The 16,546-nt window shown below is 67.6% G+C and carries 15 protein-coding genes and 1 pseudogene; all 16 read left to right on the forward strand.

Annotation, left to right across the window (positions count from 1 at the left end; translation table 11 throughout):
- The first annotated feature begins 2 nt into the window (after window positions 1-2).
- Window positions 3-527 (forward strand): META domain-containing protein, encoded by a 525-nt coding sequence (locus tag ACS5PK_RS01940; protein ID WP_439438587.1) that lies wholly within the window; start codon window positions 3-5, stop codon window positions 525-527.
- 92 nt (window positions 528-619) lie between these two features.
- Window positions 620-1,105 (forward strand): hypothetical protein, encoded by a 486-nt coding sequence (locus ACS5PK_RS01945; protein ID WP_439438588.1) that lies wholly within the window; start codon window positions 620-622, stop codon window positions 1,103-1,105.
- 67 nt (window positions 1,106-1,172) lie between these two features.
- Window positions 1,173-1,733: a YbaK/EbsC family protein gene (locus tag ACS5PK_RS01950; RefSeq protein ID WP_439438589.1), complete on the forward strand. Its 561-nt coding sequence runs from the start codon at window positions 1,173-1,175 to the stop codon at window positions 1,731-1,733.
- Window positions 1,730-1,969, forward strand: coding sequence for a DUF1289 domain-containing protein (locus ACS5PK_RS01955; RefSeq protein WP_439438590.1), 240 nt, complete (start codon window positions 1,730-1,732; stop codon window positions 1,967-1,969). The genes ACS5PK_RS01950 and ACS5PK_RS01955 overlap by 4 nt, the downstream gene beginning before the upstream one ends.
- A 33-nt stretch (window positions 1,970-2,002) precedes the next feature.
- Complete coding sequence (locus ACS5PK_RS01960) at window positions 2,003-2,650, forward strand: 2-hydroxychromene-2-carboxylate isomerase (protein ID WP_439438591.1); 648 nt, start codon at window positions 2,003-2,005, stop codon at window positions 2,648-2,650.
- 276 nt (window positions 2,651-2,926) lie between these two features.
- A complete protein-coding gene (locus ACS5PK_RS01965; RefSeq protein ID WP_439438592.1) occupies window positions 2,927-4,609 on the forward strand; it encodes an MFS transporter in 1,683 nt (560 codons plus the stop codon).
- 135 nt (window positions 4,610-4,744) lie between these two features.
- Window positions 4,745-5,090: pseudogene (locus ACS5PK_RS01970) on the forward strand (transposase); the annotation flags it as partial.
- Between the two features lie 38 nt (window positions 5,091-5,128).
- Window positions 5,129-5,389: a hypothetical protein gene (locus tag ACS5PK_RS01975; RefSeq protein ID WP_439438700.1), complete on the forward strand. Its 261-nt coding sequence runs from the start codon at window positions 5,129-5,131 to the stop codon at window positions 5,387-5,389.
- A 198-nt stretch (window positions 5,390-5,587) separates the two neighbouring features.
- On the forward strand, window positions 5,588-6,631 hold the full coding sequence (locus ACS5PK_RS01980) for a LacI family DNA-binding transcriptional regulator (protein ID WP_439438593.1): 1,044 nt from the start codon (window positions 5,588-5,590) through the stop codon (window positions 6,629-6,631).
- A 281-nt stretch (window positions 6,632-6,912) separates the two neighbouring features.
- Window positions 6,913-9,195 carry a TonB-dependent receptor gene (locus ACS5PK_RS01985; RefSeq protein WP_439438594.1) on the forward strand — a complete coding sequence of 761 codons (2,283 nt, stop codon included), beginning with the start codon at window positions 6,913-6,915 and terminating at the stop codon, window positions 9,193-9,195.
- Between the two features lie 8 nt (window positions 9,196-9,203).
- On the forward strand, window positions 9,204-10,217 hold the full coding sequence (locus ACS5PK_RS01990) for a PfkB family carbohydrate kinase (protein WP_439438595.1): 1,014 nt from the start codon (window positions 9,204-9,206) through the stop codon (window positions 10,215-10,217).
- The gene (locus ACS5PK_RS01995; protein WP_439438596.1) at window positions 10,214-11,569 is read left to right on the forward strand and encodes an MFS transporter; all 1,356 of its coding nucleotides are present in this window, start codon (window positions 10,214-10,216) and stop codon (window positions 11,567-11,569) included. The genes ACS5PK_RS01990 and ACS5PK_RS01995 overlap by 4 nt, the downstream gene beginning before the upstream one ends.
- Before the next feature lie 75 nt (window positions 11,570-11,644).
- The gene (gene gtfA, locus ACS5PK_RS02000; protein ID WP_439438597.1) at window positions 11,645-13,132 is read left to right on the forward strand and encodes a sucrose phosphorylase; all 1,488 of its coding nucleotides are present in this window, start codon (window positions 11,645-11,647) and stop codon (window positions 13,130-13,132) included.
- A gap of 93 nt (window positions 13,133-13,225) precedes the next feature.
- Window positions 13,226-13,438, forward strand: coding sequence for a hypothetical protein (locus ACS5PK_RS02005; RefSeq protein WP_439438598.1), 213 nt, complete (start codon window positions 13,226-13,228; stop codon window positions 13,436-13,438).
- 110 nt (window positions 13,439-13,548) lie between these two features.
- Complete coding sequence (locus tag ACS5PK_RS02010; RefSeq protein ID WP_439438599.1) at window positions 13,549-15,504, forward strand: type IV pili methyl-accepting chemotaxis transducer N-terminal domain-containing protein; 1,956 nt, start codon at window positions 13,549-13,551, stop codon at window positions 15,502-15,504.
- A gap of 8 nt (window positions 15,505-15,512) precedes the next feature.
- Complete coding sequence (locus tag ACS5PK_RS02015; protein WP_439438695.1) at window positions 15,513-16,187, forward strand: response regulator; 675 nt, start codon at window positions 15,513-15,515, stop codon at window positions 16,185-16,187.
- The last annotated feature ends 359 nt before the right edge of the window (window positions 16,188-16,546 follow it).

Raw genomic sequence — 16,546 nt, forward strand, 5'->3', positions numbered from 1 at the left:
CCATGTCCTCCAATCAATCCTCCGGTCGCCGAGGCCTGGCGGCCTCCTTGTCAGCCCTTCTTGGTGTGGGGCTGGTCCTGGGCGCCTGCCCAGTGCGCGCGGCCGAACGCCTGGAGCCCGAAGCCCCGCTTGCGGCGCGCTCGCCGGCCTCAGCGGCGTCCGGTGCCCAACTGGCCCTTCAGCAGGGACTGCTGGGCGTGCGCTGGCGCGTGAAGGAGTTGCTGGGAGCGCCGCTGGGTCCGGCGGCGGGTGGGGCGCGGGCGCCTCATCTGGAACTGGATCCAGCGCACTTGCGCCTGTCCGGCAGCGGCGGATGCAACCGGCTGATGGGCAGCTTCACGCTGGAGGGGCAGCGCATCGCGTTCAAACGTGTGGTCACGACCATGATGAGCTGCCCCCAGGGCGTGGCTCAGGAGCGATCCCTGATAGAGACCCTGGGCCAGGTGCAGCGCTGGCACATCGACGACCGCACCCTGATGCTGCTGAACTGGCAGCAGCAGGTGCTGGTGACGCTGGTGCGCGACTGAGTTCAAAGAAGCTGCAAGCCTTGTAAGCGCTTGTGAAGGGCTGTCTACCGGGTGGGTGGCCTGGGCGTTGGGGGAGCAGATTGGAGGTTCCCATGCTGCTCGCACGACTCTTTGCCCGCCTTTGCGCTCTCGCGATCCTGCCGGCCTCTTTGGCGCTGGCCCCGTCGGCCCAGGCCGCTGAGGTGGGTATCTCTCTGAGCCTGATGCAGCCCGGCGTCTATGGCCGCATCGACATCGGCCCGCAGTACCGCCCGGACGTGGTCTATGCCGAGCCCGTATGGATTCAGCGCCCGCGTCGCGTCTACCGTGCGCCGACGCCCATTTACCTCTACGCACCGCCTCACCATGTGCGCGACTGGGGCCGCTACTGCGGCGGCTACGGCGCCTGCGGCCAGCCGGTGCTGTTCATCGAGGATCGCTGGGTGCGGAACTGGCACGATCATCGCGGCTGGGAACACGCCCACGGCCGTGGCCACGGGCATGACAGGGGACACGGCCATGGCCATGGTCATGGTCGAGACCGCAACTGGGACCGTGACGACGACCACTACGCACCCCAGCGCGGCCGCCGCGATTGACGGACCTGCCCCCAGGGGCGCGGCCCGGCTGGCCGCGACATCGGACGAGTGCTGACACAATGGCAGGATGAGCGAGATCCTGTCGACCCAGCCCCCGGCACAGCCGGCCGCCCAGCCAGAAGTGCCGTCCCCTGACGCAGCGCCTTCGCATGAAGGCTTCGAGCGTGTGCGCCAGCTGCTCCTGCAGCGGGGCCATGAGCATCCGCCGCGCTGGCTGGATGTGGCGGCCCGAACCTCCCAGGAAGCGGCCGACGCCCTGGGCGTCAGCCTGGGCCAGATCGCCAAGAGCGTGGTCTTCCGGCTTCGCGCGGACGAGTCCGCCGTGCTGGTGATCGCCGCCGGCGATGGCCGGGTGGACGAGAAGAAGCTCCAGGCCCACACAGGGCCGCTGGGCCGCGCCGATGCCGAGTTTGTCAAGTCGCGCACCGGTTTTTCCATTGGTGGTGTCTCCCCCCTGGGCTTCGCCCCGGCGTCCGGCCTGCCGATGCCGCAGCTCTTCATGGATGCCTCGCTGTTCCGTTTCGACTGCATCTGGGCGGCGGCAGGTCACCCCAATGGCGTCTTCCCCATGACGCCCCAGCAACTGCAGCAGCTGACGGATGCCGCCGTGATCGAGGTGGTGCAATGAGCGCGCTGCCCCTGACGCCGCCACCCGCGCCCCGCGTGGCCTCGCCCTGCAGCAATGTCTGCCGCATCCACCAGCCCACCGGCTGGTGCGAGGGCTGCGCCCGCACCATCCCCGAGATCACCATCTGGTCCAAGGCGGACGACGCCACGCGGCTGGAGATCCTCGCCCGCCTGCCTGACCGCCGCCAGCAACTGGTGGAGCAGGGCATCTTCACCGCGGCGGAACCCAGTGTCTGAGACCCCGGCGGGGGACTGATCCAGGAGTCCGGCATGCGCCATCTGCGCTTCTATTTCGATCCCATCTCGCCGTATGCGGCTCTGGCCTTCGCCCGCCTGCCCGAGGCCCTGGAGGGGCTCAACGTGGTCGTGGACTACGTGCCCGTGCTCTTCGCCGGCCTCCTCAAGGCCCATGGCCACAAGGGGCCGGCCGAGATCCCGGCCAAGCGCAGCTGGACCTATCGCCAGGTGCTCTGGGAGGCGCACCGCCTGGGCCTGCCTCTGCAGCTGCCGCTGCATCATCCCTTCAATCCCCTGGCCTTGCTGCGTCTGTGCTGGGCCGCGGCGGCGCCCGGACAGACCCCCTCGCGCTGGGTGGTGGAGCAGGTGTTTCGCCATGTCTGGGAGGGCGGCGGCGACCCCTTGGATCCGCAGCGCCTGCAAGTCCTGCACGCTTTGCTGGCGCCGCCTGTCGCACCGGACTCCGACGAAGTCAAGGCGCGCCTGCGTCAGGCCACCGACAAGGCCGTGGCCGCCGGAATGTTCGGTGTGCCCACCGTCTGTGTGGAGGGGGAGATGTTCTGGGGCCTGGATGGGCTGCCGCTGCTGTCCGCCTGGCTGCGCGGTGATCCCTGGTTCCAGGGCGGGGCGTGGGAGCAGGCGGCGCGCCTGCCGGTTGGCCAGGCGCGTCCGGGCAGCTGACGGCCTGGAAGCGGCTGCCGCCGCGCCAGGCGTTCAGCGGGCCTGCCGCCGCTCGGTCCGGGTGGGCAAGACCTGACCCCATCTTGCACGGCACCCTCGGGCTTACCCGAGCGGGCTGCGTCAATTTCTCCATGTGAAATTCCGCCTCCGGGTTGCAACGGGTTTCGTCAGCCACCGTTCAGGCTCGCGTCAGATCGAGGTCAGAGGAAGGGCTCACAGTCGCCCCAAGGCTCACCGGGGTGGTGAACCTCAGACGCAAGATCCAGGAGACAAAACATGGCGACTGCTTCCGCAGTGTCGACCAGTACGCCGATGACGGCTGAAGAGAAGAAGGTCATCTTCGCCTCTTCGCTCGGCACGGTGTTCGAGTGGTACGACTTCTACCTCTACGGTTCGCTGGCAGCCATCATTGCCAAGCAGTTCTTCTCGGGCCTGGACCCGTCCGCGGCCTTCATCGCCTCCTTGCTGGCCTTTGCGGCAGGCTTCATCGTGCGTCCCTTCGGCGCGCTGGTGTTCGGTCGCCTGGGTGACATGATCGGCCGCAAGTACACCTTCCTGGTCACCATCCTGATCATGGGCCTGTCGACCTTCATCGTCGGCGTGCTGCCCAGCTACGCGTCCATCGGCGCGGCTGCGCCGGTCATCCTGATCGGCCTGCGCATGCTGCAGGGCCTGGCCCTGGGTGGCGAGTACGGTGGGGCGGCCACCTACGTGGCTGAACATGCGCCGCAAGGCCGCCGAGGCGCCTACACCTCTTGGATCCAGACCACGGCGACCCTGGGCCTGTTCCTGTCGCTGATGGTGATCCTGGGCACCCGCACCGCCATCGGCGAAGCGGCCTTTGCCGAGTGGGGCTGGCGCGTGCCTTTCATCGTGTCCATCCTGCTGCTGGCCATCAGCGTCTGGATTCGTCTGTCGATGAATGAATCGCCGGCCTTCCAGAAGATGAAGGCCGAGGGCAAGACCTCCAAGGCCCCGCTGTCCGAGTCCTTCGGCCAGTGGAAGAACCTGAAGATCGTGCTGCTGGCGCTGTTCGGCCTCGTGGCCGGGCAGGGCGTGGTGTGGTACTCGGGCCAGTTCTACGCCCTGTTCTTCCTGACCAGCGTGCTGAAAGTGGACTCGGCCACTGCCAACATCCTGGTCGCCGTGTCCTTGATCATCGGCACGCCCTTCTTCGTGGTTTTTGGCACGCTGTCCGACAAGATCGGCCGCAAGCCCATCATCATGGCGGGCCTGCTGCTGGCCATCGTGACCTACTTCCCGCTGTTCAAGGCCCTGACCGATGCCGCCAACCCGGATCTGGCCAAGGCTCAGGCCTCGGCCAAGATCACGCTGACCGTTGACCCTGCCAGCTGCTCCTTCCAGGGCAGTCCGGTGGCCCGCGAGGTGGACTTCACCAGCTCCTGCGACATCGCCAAGCGCGCCCTGGCGCAGTCGGCCGCCAGCTACGAGACCATCCCCGGTCCGGCCGGCACCGTGGCTCAGGTCAAGGTGGGCGAGACGGTGGTCAATTCCCTGAACGCCACCAAGGCCACCGAGCACAAGTTCGACGAGGCCAGCACCAAGGGCATTGCCGCCTTCAAGAAGGAATTGGCGGAAGCGCTGAAGGCCGCCGGCTACCCGGCCAAGGCGGATCCGGCCAAGGTCAACAAGCCGCTGGTCGTGGCCATCCTGTCCGTCCTGGTGATCTACGTGACCATGGTCTACGGCCCGATCGCCGCCATGCTGGTGGAGATGTTCCCGACCCGCATTCGCTACACCTCCATGAGCCTGCCCTACCACATCGGCAACGGCTGGTTCGGCGGCCTGCTGCCCTCCATCACCTTCGCGATGGTGGCGCAGAACGGCAACATCTATCACGGCCTCTGGTATCCCATCGGTGTGGCCGCGATGAGCTTCGTGATTGGCATGCTCTTCGTCCGCGAGACCAAGGACGTGGACATCTACGCCCGCGATTGAGTCACATGAATCCGGAGAGGTCCGACTCTCCCACTTGCCAGAAGGCGGCCCTAGCAGTCCGTGTCAATACTCTGACGTACCGCTGAGCCCCTGAGCACAATGCCCCGCAACGATGGTTGCGGGGCATTGCCATTGATGGGCTACGTGCAAGGCGAGAGCCGAGACCAGGGAGCTTGTTCCCGGTGTCGCTGGACGAGTTGATTGGTCCGGATCATGTGTGCCGCGTCATTGCGGCCTTTGTCGCGACGCTGGACCTGGCTGGCTTGGGGGGCATCAAGGCGCGGATCAAGGCGCGGATCAAGGGAGCGGGGCGCCCGCCCTACGATCCTGCGGATCTGCTGGCGCTGCACCTGCGCATGGCTACCTGAACCGGGTGCGCTCCTCTCGACGGCTGGAGCGCGAGGGCCAGCGCAATGTCGAGGTGATGTGGCTGCTCAACCGGCTGGCGCCGGACCACAAAACGATTGCGGAGCTCCGTCGCTGCAGTGGGACTGCGCTCAAACGAGCCGGCGCCGTGCGGTGTCCCGCCATCTGTTCGGGGAGGCCCTGCAGCGTATCCGTGCACAGGCCACCCCCGAGGCGATGAGGCTGCGTCGCAGCACGGTGGCGCACTGCTATGCCGCGTTGAAGTACCAGATCTTCGAGAGGCCTCGATGCCTGCTGCGAAGGCTGGCGGGCGCCGCCACGGAGGTCTCGCTGGCCACACGGGCCTACAAGCTCAAGCGCGCCATGAATGCCCTGGGGCGAGCCGCACTGCTGAGGGATGTGCAGGGCAGCTGAGAAATGGCCCGGGCGGCCTGCGGGCCGTCCTTTTGATGTCTGGGTGGCTGACGTCGGCTGGTCGCTGCTGATGCGCTAACTTGATATTGATCAAGACTTCACGGAATGGCCGCCCTTTTTCACGCCCGGGCCGGGCTTGGGGGCCGCAAGCGGGGGGTGGGGCGAGGTGGCGCGTGCCGGCGCAGTATGCTTGCGCCCATGAGTGAAGAGAAGCAAGTTCCGCGCGCCGAGCAGCGCCGCCTGCAGATGGCCGACATTGCGCGTCTGGCTGGTGTGTCGGTGTCCACCGTTTCCCGTGCCCTCAACGGCAGCACCCTGGTGAATGCCGAGACCCGCCAACGGGTCGCAGACCTGGCGCGCTCGCTCAACTACTCGATCAACCTCAGCGCGCAGAACCTGCGCCTGCAGAAGAACCGCACCGTCGCGGTGGTCGTGCCCTATGACGCCGACTCCCGCCAGCACATCTCCGACCCCTTCTTCCTGTCCATCGTCGGCGCCATTGCCGACGCGCTGACGGACCGGGGCTATGACATGCTGCTGCAGCGCGTCGATGCCGAGCACCTGGACCAGGCCTCGCATGCCGTGGACTCCGGCAAGGCTGCCGGCCTGCTGATCATCGGCCAGTGGCGCCACCACGACCAGCTCAATGAGCTGGCGGCCCGCAAGCTGCCGATCGTGGTCTGGGGCGCGCAGCTGCCGCAGCAGCTCTACTGCAGTGTCGGCGGGGACAACGTCCTGGGCGGGCGTCTGGCCACCGAGCACATGCTGGCCCTGGGCAGGCGCCGCATTGCCTTCCTGGGTGATGCCGAGCTGCCCGAGGTCATGCACCGCCGGGAAGGCTTCTGGCAGGCCTTGCGCGCGGCCGGGCTGCAGCCCGACCCGGCGCTGGAACTGCCGGCGCCTTTCGAGGTCAGCATGGCGCGCCAGCAGATGCTGGACTTCTTCGATGCGCACCGTGACATCGATGCCGTCGTCGCCTGCAGCGACCTGCTCGCCCTGCAGTCCCTGCAGGTGCTGCGCTCGCTGGGCCGCCGCGTGCCGGACGACGTGGCTGTCATGGGTTACGACGACATGGCGCTTGCGGCCTACAGCGACCCGCCGCTGTCCAGTGTCCACCAGCCGGTCTCCAAGGCGGGCGCTGAGTTGGTCGAGGCCCTGTTGAAGATGCTGGAAGGGGAGCGCCTGGCTCCCATCATGCTGCCGGTGCACTTGAGCCTGCGCGCTAGCGCGCCGACCTGCTGAAAGCCCCTGCCTCCCGACCCCCAAGCGATGCAGGTTGGTCATTGCAAGCGATTGCAAGTTAATGGCGTTGCTATTCCGCTTCTCCTCATGAATGCTGACTATTTGGCCTGTTGATTCGCGTTTTCCCGAGTGTGCAATCGATTGCAAAATAGATGATTGCAACCCACAATCGTGCCAGCGGTTCACCTTCAGTGCCTGCTGCCCCAGGATGGCGCAGGTGGGGCTTCACCGCATGACCAGCGGCGCAACAGCCGCAGCCCGACGAGTATTCAGGAGACAAGATGCAGCACCGATCCCTCTCTCGCGCCCCTGGCTGGCGTAGTGCCCCTCTGGCGGGCTTCCGACTCCATGCCCTGTGCCTGGCTCTGGCCGGCATCAGCCTGGCGAGCCAGGCCCAGGAGGCCGCCTCCCCCGCGACCGACGGCCTCAAGCTCGATCAGGTGGTGCTCACCGGCAGCTCCACCCAGGTGTCGAAGATGAAGCAGAGCCTGTCGGTGTCCAGCATCGATGCCGAGCAGATGGGCAGGATCGGCGCCACCAATGCCGCCGAGCTGCTGCGCTCGGTGCCGGGCCTGCGCTCGGAGTCGTCCGGCGGCGAGGGCAATGCCAACATCACCGTGCGGGGCGTGCCGCTGTCGGCCGGCGGTTCGCGCTATGTGCAGATGCAGGAAGACGGCCTGCCGGTGCTGCTGTTCGGTGACATCGCCTTTGGCACGGCCGACCAGTTCCTGCGTGCCGACTACAACGTCGATCGCCTGGAAGTGGTGCGTGGCGGCTCGGCCTCCACCCTGGCCAGCAACTCGCCGGGCGGCCTGATCAACTTCATCAGCAAGACTGGCAAGGAGACGGGCGGCAGCCTGGGTCTCTCCGCGGGCCTTGGCAACCGCCTGTGGCGCGTGGATGCCGACTACGGCGCCAGCCTGGGCCAGGGCGCCAGCTTCCATGTGGGCGGCTACCAGCGCGTGGGCGAGGGCGGCCGCCCGACCGGCATGAACACCGAAAGCGGGGGCCAGATCAAGGCCAGCTTCACCCAGAAGTTCGAGCAGGGCTTCATCCGCCTGAGCCTCAAGGCCCTGAACGACAAGACGCCGTCCTTCATGCCCGTGCCGGTGACGGTCAGCGGCGGGCAGATCCACGAGATCCCCGGCATCGATCCGCGCAAGGCCTTCTTCATCACCCCCAGCCTGGCGCGCGACACCAGCTTCAACAAGGACGGCGGCTGGACCACCACCGCCACCCGCGACGGCCTGCACGTGAAGAGCACGGCCATCGGCCTGGAAGGCAGCCTGGACCTGGGCGGCGGCCTGCGCCTGGACGAGAAGTTCCGCAAAAGCAGCAACAGCGGCCGCTTCATGGCCCTGTTCCCTGCCGACAATGGCAGCAAGGGAACGGCCAGCAGCTTCACCGGCACCCTGTTCAACACCTCGCTGGATGACCTTGGCAATACCTTCAACGACCTCAAGCTGACCCAGGTCTTGCAGTCCGGCGCGGGCAAGTTCAATGTGGTGGGCGGCCTGTTCTACGGCTCGCAGAACGTGGCCCAGACCTGGTTCTGGAACCAGTACCGCCTGAGCATGAGTGGCAACAACGCGCAGGTGCTGGACGCCAACGGCAATCCCTCCAGCGCCCCCATCGCCGAGGGCTGGAGCACCTGGGGCGGCTGCTGCACCCGGACCTTTGACGTGCAGTACACGCAGACCTCGCCCTACGCGGCCCTCACCTGGGAGCAGGGCCCGCTGAACCTGGACATCAGCCTGCGTCGCGACGAGCAGAAGGCCAGCGGCTACAGCCTCTCCGGCGACAACGCCAACAAGCGCTGGGACGCCGCCAGCCAGAAGACCATCGACTACAAGGTGGCCCACACCAGCTACTCGCTGGGCGGCAACTACGCGCTGAGCAAGGACCTCTCCATCTTCGCCCGCGCCAGCAACGGGGTGTCCTTCAGCGCGGACCGCCTGCTCTACGGCAACCCGCTGGACGGCTCGGTGCCGGTGGCGCTGAACGAGATCGACCAGCAGGAGGCCGGACTCAAGTGGCGCGGGGCCGGGCTCAGCGTCTTCGCGACGCTCTTCAATGCCCGCACCAGCGAGAGCAACTACGAGGTCACGACGCAGAAGTTCACCGCCAACAAGTACAAGGCCAGAGGCCTGGAGCTGGAAGCCGCCTACACCCTGGGCGAGCTGCGTCTCAGCGGCGGCGCCACCTTCACGACGGCCAGCATCTCTGCCTCCAACGATGCCAGCACCGTGGGCAAGATGCCGCGCCGCCAGGCTCGCGTCGTCTGGCAGCTGAGCCCCAGCTACACGGTGGGGCCGCTGGAGTTCGGCGCCTCGCTGGTGGGCTCGGGCAAGTCCTACGGTGATGACCAGAACACCATCACCATGCCCGGCTACACCGTGGTCAACGGCTTCCTGAGCTACCAGATCAATGGCAAGACCACGGTGTCGCTGCAGGCGAACAACCTGTTCAACGCCTTGGCCTACACCGAGATCGAGGGTGACGGCCACGCCGCCCGCGCGCTCAACGGCCGCAGCGTGCGTGCCACGCTGAAGTTCGACTTCTGAGGCCCGGCGTGGACAGATCGCTTCAGCCCGGGGTGATGCTGGTCGGCGAGGCGCTCGTCGACGAGTTCACCGAGCAGCCGGTGGCCGGCGGCGCGCCGCTCAATGTGGCACGCTCGCTGGCCGCGCTGGGGCTGCCGGCCCTGCTGGTGTCCCGGCTCGGGCTCCAGCAGCGCCAGGGGCAGGGCGCCGGTGCCAGCGGGGCCGATGCCGGCGCCCGGCTGGTGCTGGCCAGCATGCGCCGCTTTGGTCTGGACGAGCAGGGCCTGCAGTTCGACGCCCGTCACGCCACGGGGCGGGTATCCGTGGTGGAGGAGGGCGGCGCCCATGCCTTTGTCATCCATCCCGATGCGGCCTGGGACCACCTGGACGAAGCGCCCGCGCAGGCGCTGATGGAGAGCGAGGCGCCGGCCGTGCTGTACTTTGGCAGCCTGGCGCAGCGCATCCTGCCTTCGCGGACGGCCATCCAGAGCCTGCTGCGCTCGGCCCAGGCCGGGGGCTGCCTGCGCTACCTGGATCTCAATCTGCGGGAAGGCTGCATGCAGGCCGAGGTCATGGAGAGCCTCGTGGCGGACAGCCTGGCGCAGGCCGACTGGCTCAAACTCAACGATGCCGAGCTGCTGCAACTGCAGCGCTGGTTCGGTGCTGGCCCCCTGGATCCACTGCAGCCCGCTGCGCAGCTGCAGCGGCCGGTGGCGACCCTGCTGCGCCGCTTCGGCGTGCAGCGCCTGGTCCTGACCCGCGGCGCTGCCGGCTATGCCTGCTTCGACGCTGACGGCGAGGTCCTTGCCGAGGGGCCGGGGAGGCAAGACCTGACCCTGATCGACACCGTCGGCGCGGGCGATGCCTTCAGCGCCATGGTGCTGGCGGCCCATCTGCGGTCGGTGCCCCTGGCCCGGGCGATGGAACTGGCCAATGGCTATGCGGCCGCGATCTGCGGCCAGCGCGGACCCCTGCCGCAGGCCGATTCATTCTTCCAGCCCTGGCGCCAAGCCCTGGGCCACGCCGGACTCCTTGTCGCATGAATGCAGCCCACATCCCCGGACCCACGGCCAGCGGCAAGCCGCGCCTGAATCTGTGGCAGATCCTGAACATGAACATCGGATTCTTCGGCATCCAGTTCAGCTTCGGGCTGCAGCAGAGCAATATGAGCCCTATCTACAAGTACCTGGGGGCCGACGAGGCCAGCCTGCCGCTGCTGTGGCTGGCCGGCCCGCTGACCGGCCTGCTGGTGCAGCCCCTGATCGGCGCGATGAGCGACCGCACGGTCAGCCGCTGGGGCCGCCGCACGCCCTATTTCCTGATTGGGGCACTGCTGTGCAGCCTGGGCCTGCTGCTGATGCCCATGAGCCCCACGCTGTGGTTCGCCGCGGGCCTGCTGTGGATCCTGGACGCCGCCAACAACGTCACCATGGAGCCCTACCGCGCCTATGTCAGCGACCGGCTGGACGAAAGCCAGCACGCGCAGGGCTTCCTCAGCCAGAGCGCCTTCACGGGGCTGGCGCAGACCCTCGCCTATCTCTCGCCCTCGATCATGGTCTGGTGCGGCATGGACGCCAATGCGCTCAATGCCAGCGGCATCCCTCAGGTCACCGTGCTGGCCTTCCTGATCGGCGCGGCCCTGTCCTTCACGACGGTGTGGTGGTCCGTGCGCCGCGTGCCCGAGCTACCCCTGAGCGAGGCCGAGCAAGCTGCGCTGCGCGCTCGGCCCCGCGGGCTGGTGGCCACGCTGGCCGAGATCTGGACCGCGCTGAAGGACATGCCCGAGACCATGCGCCAGCTCTGGTGGATGAAGCTGCTGCAGTGGTACGCCATGATGTGCTATTGGATCTACATCGTGCCGGCCCTGGCCCAGACCCTGTTCGGCACCAGTGACGCCAGCGCCCAGGGCTTCCGCGACGCGGGCCTGGTCAACGGGCAGATCGGCGGCTTCTACAACTTCGTTGCCTTCCTCTCGGCCTTCGCCATGCTGCCCTTCACGCGGCGCTTCGGTGCCCAGCGGGTGCATGCCGTGTGCCTGAGCCTGGCCGGGCTGGGGCTGCTGGCCCTGCCTGAGCTGCACAGCAAGGCCCTGCTCTTCATCCCCATGCTGGGCCTGGGCCTGGCCTGGGCCAGCATCATGGGCAACCCTTATGTGCTGCTGGCGGGCAGCATCCCGCCGGAGCGGGCCGGGGTCTACATGGGCATCTTCAATATGTTCATCGTGATCCCCATGCTGATCCAGATGCTGACCCTGCCCCTGATCTACGGCCCCTGGCTGCAGGGGCGGCCCGAGAACGTGATCCGCCTGGCCGGCGTGCTGCTGCTGGGCGCTGCGCTGGCCGTGCTGCGCGTGCGGACCTCGCGGCCTCAGGCGCCGTCGGCTATCAAGACCTGACCCTATGCAGGCCATCCGGCCTGCAATGAATCCTTTCCTGTCTCATGCGGCCCTGCCGCAGGGAATGCAGTACCCATGAAGAACCAAGTCCAACTCATCACCTACGTCGATCGCCTGGGCGGAGGCGGCCTGCCGCAGCTGCGCCAGATGCTGGCCAGCCAGGGCCAGGGCCCGCTGGCAGGGCTGTTCGGCGGCGTGCACCTGCTGCCCTTCTTCTTCCCCATAGACGGGGCGGACGCCGGCTTCGACCCCATCGACCACACCCGCGTGGACCCGCGCCTGGGTGACTGGGAGGACGTGCGTGCCCTGTCCCGCGAGCTGGACGTGATGGCCGACGTCATCGTCAACCACATCTCCGCCGATTCGCCGCAGTTCCAGGACTACTCTGCCCAGGGCGAGAACTCGCCGTATGCGGGACTTTTCCTCACGCTGGATGCCGTCTTCCCGAATGGGGTGACGGAGCAGCAGCTGCTGAAGGTCTACCGGCCGCGCCCGGGCCTGCCGCTGACCACGGCCACGCTGCGCACTGGCGAGAAGCGCATTCTCTGGACCACCTTCACGCCCCAGCAGCTGGACATCGATGTACAGCATCCGCAGGGTCAGGCCTACCTGGACGGCATCCTGCAGCGCCTGGCCGACAGCGGCGTGCGCATGACCCGCCTGGACGCGGCGGGCTATGCGATCAAGAAGGCGGGCGAGTCCTGCTTCATGATGCCGGAGACCTTCGCCTTCATCGCCGAGTTCAGCGCCCGTGCGCGAGCCCTGGGCCTGGAGGTGCTGGTGGAGATCCATGCCTACTACCAGCGCCAGATCGAGATCGCGCGGCAGGTGGACTGGGTCTATGACTTCGCGCTGCCGCCCCTGGTGCTGCATGCCTTCGCCTTCGGCACGGCCGGGCCGCTGCTGCGCTGGATAGGCATGCGGCCGACGAATGCGCTGACGGTGCTGGACACGCATGATGGCATCGGCATCATCGACATCGGTGCCGATGCTACGGACCGCCAGGGCTCGCCGGGTCTGGTGCCGCCCGAGGAGCTGGACGCCCTGGTGGAGCGCATCCACGAGGCCAGCGGTGGCCAGAGCCGCCAGGCCACCGGCGCGGCGGCCTCCAACCTGGACCTCTACCAGGTCAACTGCAGTTTCTTCGACGCCATGGGCCGCGACGAACGCCGCTATCTGCTGGCCCGCGCCCTGCAGTTCTTCCTGCCCGGCGTGCCCCAGGTCTACTACGTGGGCTTGCTGGCCGGCCTCAACGACATGGCGCTGCTGGAGCGCAGCGGCGTTGGCCGTGACATCAACCGCCACCGCTACACGCCCGAGGAGATCGCGGCCCAGTGCCAGCAGCCGGTGGTGCAGCAGTTGCTGCAGCTCATCCGCCTGCGCAACGGCCATCCTGCCTTCAACGGGACCTTCGAGGTGCAGGCTCAGGGCGCCACCGGCCTGCGTCTGCGCTGGCAGGCCCCCGGTGCTTCGGCCCAGCTGGCGCTGGACTTCGCCAGCCTGGCGCACACCTTGCGCTTCGAGCAGGATGGGGTGCCGTCACTGGACCTGCAGCTGGGCTGAACCGATGCAGTCTGTGGCGGGCATGCCGCTCAGCCAGCTGTCAGGGAAGGTCGCCAGAATCCCCCCATCGTTTACAAACTGGGTGGATCAACCATGTGGAAACTCGTCGTCGGCTTCGTGCTCTTTGCTGCGCTGGCCCTGTTCATCCTGATGAAGAGCGGTGGTGACATCGACATGAGCGGCGAGAAGCACGACGTCGGCGCTGGCCACGCCGAGCCGGCGGCCTCCGCCCTGGCCGCATCGGCCCCTGCGGCAGCCTCCGCACCCGTGGCAGCCAGCGCGCCCGCCTCGGCGGCATCCCAGTAAGCGCGGACAAGGGGCAGGGCGGACCCTTCTCAGGCCCGCTCCTGGCCTTCGTTTGACATTGGTCAAGCTGGCCGGAAGACTGGGCTCCTATCGTGCGCGGGATGCGCACCTTGCTTCGTAGCCTGGCGGGCAAGCTCGCCCTTATCCAGACCACCTTCCTCATGGTGGCCCTGGCGGCCATCGCCTTCACGCTGTGGGTGTCCTGGCAGTTGGAGGGGGGGGCTGGCGCCATCAACGAGGCCGGGCGCATGCGCATGATGACCTACCGGCTCGCGCTGGCGCATGAGCGCGGCGAGCTGACCGAAGTCAAGCGCGGCGTCGAGACCTTCGACGACATGATTGCCAACCTGCGCCAGGGCGATCCCAGCCGTCCCCTCTTCATTCCCGACAACAAGGCCTGCATCGACCGCTTCGGCGAGGTGGCCGCGGCCTGGCTGCCCCTGCGCGCCCAGTTGCTCAAGCCCGGCGGTGGCGCGCTGTTGCATCTCCAGTCTGAGCAGTTCGTTGGCACGGTGGACAGCTTTGTCTCTGCCATCGAGCGCACCATCTCCACGCGCACGGCCATGCTGGGCGGCATGTGCTTCGGCCTGGTGGTGCTGGTGGTGGGGGCCTCGGTGGTCTTCGTCTCGGGCACCCTGGTGTGGATTGTGCGGCCCCTGCAGCGCCTGCGGGACGGCCTGGCCACCATGGCTGCCCGGGACTTCTCGCCGCGCATCGATGAGCGCAACTCGGTGGAGGAGTTCGCCTCCCTGGCCCAGGGCTTCAACACCATGGCCGATGCCCTGCAGCGCTCCTACCAGGGCCTGGAGGCCAAGGTGGCGGAAAAGACCGCCAGCCTGGCTCGGCAGAACGAGCGCCTGGCCGCGCTGTACGACGTGGCCCTGATGGCCAGCCACGGCAGTGACGACCGTGCCCAGTTGGCCAATGACTTCGCGGTCAAGATCGCACGGGTTGCCGGCGCGGATGCCGCCGCCGTGCGCCTGGCCAATGAAGACGGCGATCGCCTGCTGCTGCTGGGCCAGACCCGCCTGCCGCAGCGCATGAGCGAGGCGGAGCGCTGCGTGCACCTGGGCGATTGCGCTTGCGGCGAGCACCTGCAGACGCAGACCGGCGCGCGCGTCATCCCCATCCGCCAGTTGGGCAGGCAGGCTCTGGGTTTCTGCGAGCAAGCCGGCTATCAGACGGTGATCGCCTTGCCCATGCGCAGCGGTCAGCGCACCCTGGGCGAGGTCGAACTCTTCTTCTATGGGGAAAAGCGACCCAGCGAAAGCGAGTCCCAGCTGCTGGACGCGCTGGTGGGCCATTTTGGGACTCTGCTGGACAACCTGCGCCTGGCGGCGCGGGACCGTGAGATGGCCATCAGCGAGGAGCGCAACCTGCTGGCGCAGGAGCTGCATGATTCCATCGCCCAGTCCCTGGCCTTCCTCAAGATCCAGGTCCAGCTGCTGCGCAGCGGCCTGCTCAAGCAGCGTCAGGCCGATGTGGAGGCTGCGCTGGGTGAGATCGATGCCGGCGTGCGCGAAAGCTATGCCGATGTGCGCGAGCTGCTGCTGCATTTCCGCACCCGGCCTGGCCACGAGGACATCGAGCATGCCTTGCGCACCACGCTGTCCAAGTTTGAGCTGCAGAGTGGCATTCAGGCGCAACTCATCCTGCATGGCAATGGGGTGCCGCTGCCGCCGGATGAGCAGATCCAGGTGCTTCATGTGGTGCAGGAAGCTCTGTCAAATGTGCGCAAGCACGCGGGCGCCCAGCATGTGGAAGTGCGCGCGATCCAGGAGCCCGACTGGCGCTTCGAGGTCAGCGATGACGGCTGCGGCTTCGATACCGAGCACGGCCGCTTTGACGAGACCCATGTGGGCCTGCGCATCATGCGCGAGCGTGCGCAGCGCATCGGCGCCAGCCTGAGCTTGCGCCCGCGTGAGGGGGGCGGCACTGTGGTGGTGCTGGAGCTGAAAAAGTCCGAGGCCCAGGAGGGCAGTGAGGACACGGCTGGCACCCTGGACGCCCGCATGCACAATGATTGGGCGGCCGCCGAGGCGCGGCTGGCTGGAGGACGTGCGTGATCCGTGTGATGGTGGTCGATGACCACAAGCTGTTTCGTCGGGGGCTCATCGCCCTGCTGGCGCAGGAAGAGGGCCTGGAGATCGTGGGCGAGGCGGCGGATGGCGTCGAGGCCCTGCGCCGCGCCGCGGAGCTGCAGCCCGACCTGATCCTGCTGGACAACCACATGCCCGGCGTGCGCGGCGTGGACCTGCTGCCGGATCTGCGCGAGGCAGCGCCGCAGGCCCAGGTGCTGATGCTGACCGTGAGCGAGGACGAGCAGGACCTCACAGCCGCCCTGCGGGGTGGTGCGGCGGGCTACCTGCTCAAGACCATGGACGGCGAGGACCTGGCGAATGCCTTGCGCCGTGCGCATGAGGGTGAGTCGGTGGTGAGCCCGGAGATGATGTCCAAGCTGGTCAGCGCCCTGCGCGCCAGCGCGCTGCCTGCGCCTGTGCCCCAGGTGGCCGCATTGGCCGGGGTGGTGGTGGCGCCCGACGTCGAAGCAGGGCTCTCGCCGCGCGAGGGCGAGATCCTGCGCGAGATCGTGCAGGGCGCCAGCAACAAGGAGATCGCCCGCCGCCTGGGCATCGCCGAGACCACGGTCAAGATCCATGTGCAGCACATCCTGCGCAAGCTGGGCCTGAACTCGCGCGTGCAAGTGGCGGTGTGGGCGAGCGAACGGGGCATCGGGCAGCAGCCCTAGGGTCCGCCTTTGCTGGGCGCGTCAGGGCCTGACGCGTGGATCTTGCCGGCCCGCTGCCATGTGGCCAAGCCTCGCCTCGCCTGGCTGAACATGCCGCCTGACAAGCCCCCGTGGCCCCTCATGGCGCCCTTGTGTCCGAGCCTGCAGGTCCGTGTGCTCCCCTGCTGAGGATGGGAGGGGGCGTCAGCGCTGTGCTTCGCCAATCCTCTGTCACATTGGATGCCTGCCGGGTCGCCAGCCCGATGGCTTCCGCGGATAGGGGGCACCCTGCTGAGCTGAGTAGGTCGTGAATATGGATGATTGATTGGCACGGCCAATGTGGCTAACCTGCAAGGTGAGCGTCCAATGCGAAGCCCAGG

The sequence above is a fragment of the Roseateles sp. DB2 genome (assembly GCF_051857535.1).
Taxonomy (GTDB): Bacteria; Pseudomonadota; Gammaproteobacteria; order Burkholderiales; family Burkholderiaceae_C; genus Roseateles_B.